Here is a 3117-nt window from a genome sequence, read left to right as displayed (position 1 = left end):
ACTCCCTGGAACGTTTTTATTATTTTACTTCTTATATGAAGTGTTAAGAAATTTATCAGGAAGTTAAAAGATTGTAAACTTTTAGTGATTACTTTGTTAGAAAAATAAAAAGCCGACCATTTTGGTCGGCTTGAATTAACTATACTGGAAGATATAAATTACTTAGAATTTAATACCTGCACTCAACTGAACATAACGCGGAGTTTGATAGGTAGTAGGTAACATAAATGCATTGTCAGCATTACCCGGTGTACCTGTTTCTGCAAACTCGTAACGATTAGTTACAGCTTGACTGTCCAACAAGTTATACACGTCAAAGCGTAACTCTACTTCCGTATTAGCCAACTGAGTCGTATAAGTCGCATTCAAGTCCAACTGGAATGTCCAGTCAGTACGACTGTATGTACCGCGTGGGAATTTAAGGTATTCATTCGCCAAATCGGCATCGTCACAATTTGCCGAACAAAGGTAGAATGTATCACCATATACTGGCACGCCATTTGGATGACCGATACCAAAAGCGTTTAGAGGACGACCTGAAGTCAGTCTCGCATTAGCACCAACTAAAAAGTTATCCATTAACGCATAGGTACCATACGCTTTGAAAGAATGGCGGCGATCATTTGGTGTATCACCAAACGCTCCATCCATTAGTTCTGGGAAGTCAAAGTCTTGCGTAATACCAGCATCATCTTGCTCGATATCTGATTTAACCAGACCTTCGGTATTACCATAGGATTTAGACCAAGTATACGATGCATTGAAAGACCACTTGCCGTCCCATGCCCGACCTAGCGTTAACTCAACCGCATTATAGTTACGAACTGCAGAAGGATATCCAAGTTCTTCTGGGCTAAAGGTTACCACTTCATCGGCTACGAAATCGCAATTTGTATCAGTTTTGACTGTCATTGGTTCGCCTGGGTTACCCAACACATAAGTTGGGGCACCTGAACCGAACCATGCTTCTTCAAAATAGCCTTCACAGCCAAACTTGTTTTCAATAGCATTCTCAATCGACATATCATCGATAGCACCATTTAGCTCACGACGAATCCCGCGAACACCCCAACTCCAGTTGTCTGCAAATGCTGCCTCATAACCGACAATAAGCTCGTCTTGGTACATTGCGTCAATATCTTGATCAACTATCCCTTGAACATCTGGTACTTCACCATCGGCATTTACAACTTCATTTCCAATTTGCTCGCCTAAGTCTAAAATCAAACTTTCGAAGCTGTCAATATTACCAACCGTCGCACCTTCTAACGCGTAAAAACGTGTACGATCGTTTTCATCACCAGACAAGCGAACGTTGGTATTATTAGCTACCGGAAGATGATATCGGCCAATGTTAACAAATGCTTTCGACTGACCATCTCCATTTATGTCCCAAGAAAGACCTAAACGTGGTGCCCACATGTCTTTAATTTCAACAAAGGTTTGACCTAAAGAGTTTTTATTTTCAAAACTCTCATTACGTAAACCAATTGTTGCGGTTAGATCCGGTGTTATTGACCAAATATCTTCAATATAGTATGCGCTAGCAACCGTCTCGAAATCTCCACCTACGGTTCTAACACGTTCTTCCGCGATTTGATCAACTCCTGCTGGAACAGCGCTACTATTTGGAAGCTCACCACCTGGGTTAACATCTTTCAATACATAGGTGGCGCCATTTGGACCTGGAGATGACTGGATACTTGTCGAAGTATTTGTCTCTTGGTCATACCCGAAACGAATCAAGTGATCGAAACCTAAAACATACTCAAAATCAATACGAGCTGCTTCTCGTGTATCTTCACCAAATTCCAGAGTACTTGTAGCACAACCCGCTGTAGTGCCAAGTGGAGCATCAGCTCGTTGGTCGGTAATAATATTACATACCGCACCTTGTGGGGATGATGTCGTTAATGCGAATTTATTCTCGCCATATAATGCAGAAACAGTCAAATCCTGAGTCAAATAACCAGTGTATTTGATCGAGTAGTTGTCGCCACCACGTTCAAATATTGTGGTTCCTGGTGCTGCGCCTTCTGCAATTCCACTTTCCTGACTATAAGGGTATGCCAAACGAGTTGTATCCTGGCTATCAGAGAAGGCCAACAATTCAACTAAATGATCGCTGTTAATTTGCCAGTCAATTTTACCACCCCAAAAAGCATCGTCAGCTGAATCATTGAAGAAAGTTGTACCACTAGTGTTGGTAAAATCTTCATCTAAATCGCGCGGGCTGTATATTGCATAGTAAAATAGAGTGTCTTCAATAATTGGGCCTGACGCATATATATTAGCCTCGACTTCAGAAAAACTATCTGCTCCATTAAAGCGTAATGCTCGTCCGTCTGGACGGAAGCTATTTGGAGACTCTTCTCTTAAACCACTGGGTTTATAATATATATTGGCGCCGGCTTTAAATTCATTCGTACCACTTTTGGTGACAGCATTAATAACGCCGCCTGTTGAGCGACCAAATTCGGCGCTATAGCCCCCGGTCAAGACCTGGAAATCAGAATAAAATTCGAATGGAACGTCTGAGAACCCTAGACCATTACGGAAGTTTGTGACGTTCAACCCGTTAATATAAGTTTGGTTTTCCGCGACTGATGACCCGCCGAAAGATGCTAGATTACCAAAGCCCGGAGAACCAGCGACTGTACCTGGAGCCAAAAGAGCGACAGACGTTGCGTCCCTCGGAACCGGAATACGATCAATGGCTGCTTCTCCAATATTTAAAGAAGTGCCCGATGAACGTGTATCAACCATTGATATTGACGCGCCTGAAACATCAATACGCTCAATTCCGCTACTAAGTGGAATTGCTACGTTACGTGAGGTGCCCGGGCTTACGGTAACGATATCGGATTCAACTGGCTCATAACCATCCGCATTTGCAGTAACTACGTAACGACCAATAGGAAGCGAAGGGAAACGATATGTACCTTCACTATTGGCTTGAATTGTACGTGTATAACCGGTTTCAATATTTCGGATTGTTACGCTTGCTGACTGCGCAGCTCCCGACTCTACAGTTACTTGGCCACGGACCGAACCAGATGTGTCTTGTGCAACAGCAAGACCGGAAACGCCCATAGCTGCAGCAACTGCCGCAGCTGT

1 protein-coding gene is annotated in these 3117 nt (G+C 43.1%); it reads right to left on the bottom strand.

Translation table 11 applies throughout. From position 1 onward, the window contains the following. Positions 1 to 162 precede the first annotated feature (162 nt). Positions 163 to 3117, bottom strand: a 2955-nt coding sequence (locus B2U97_RS01525; RefSeq protein ID WP_286830192.1) for a TonB-dependent receptor, incomplete at its 5' end; no start/stop codon positions are given.

Source organism: Idiomarina sp. UBA3176 (assembly GCF_002364295.1).
Lineage (GTDB): Bacteria > Pseudomonadota > Gammaproteobacteria > Enterobacterales > Alteromonadaceae > Idiomarina > Idiomarina loihiensis.
The sequence above is the reverse complement of the archived record's forward strand: the minus strand, read 5'-3'. Positions and strand labels throughout refer to the sequence as shown.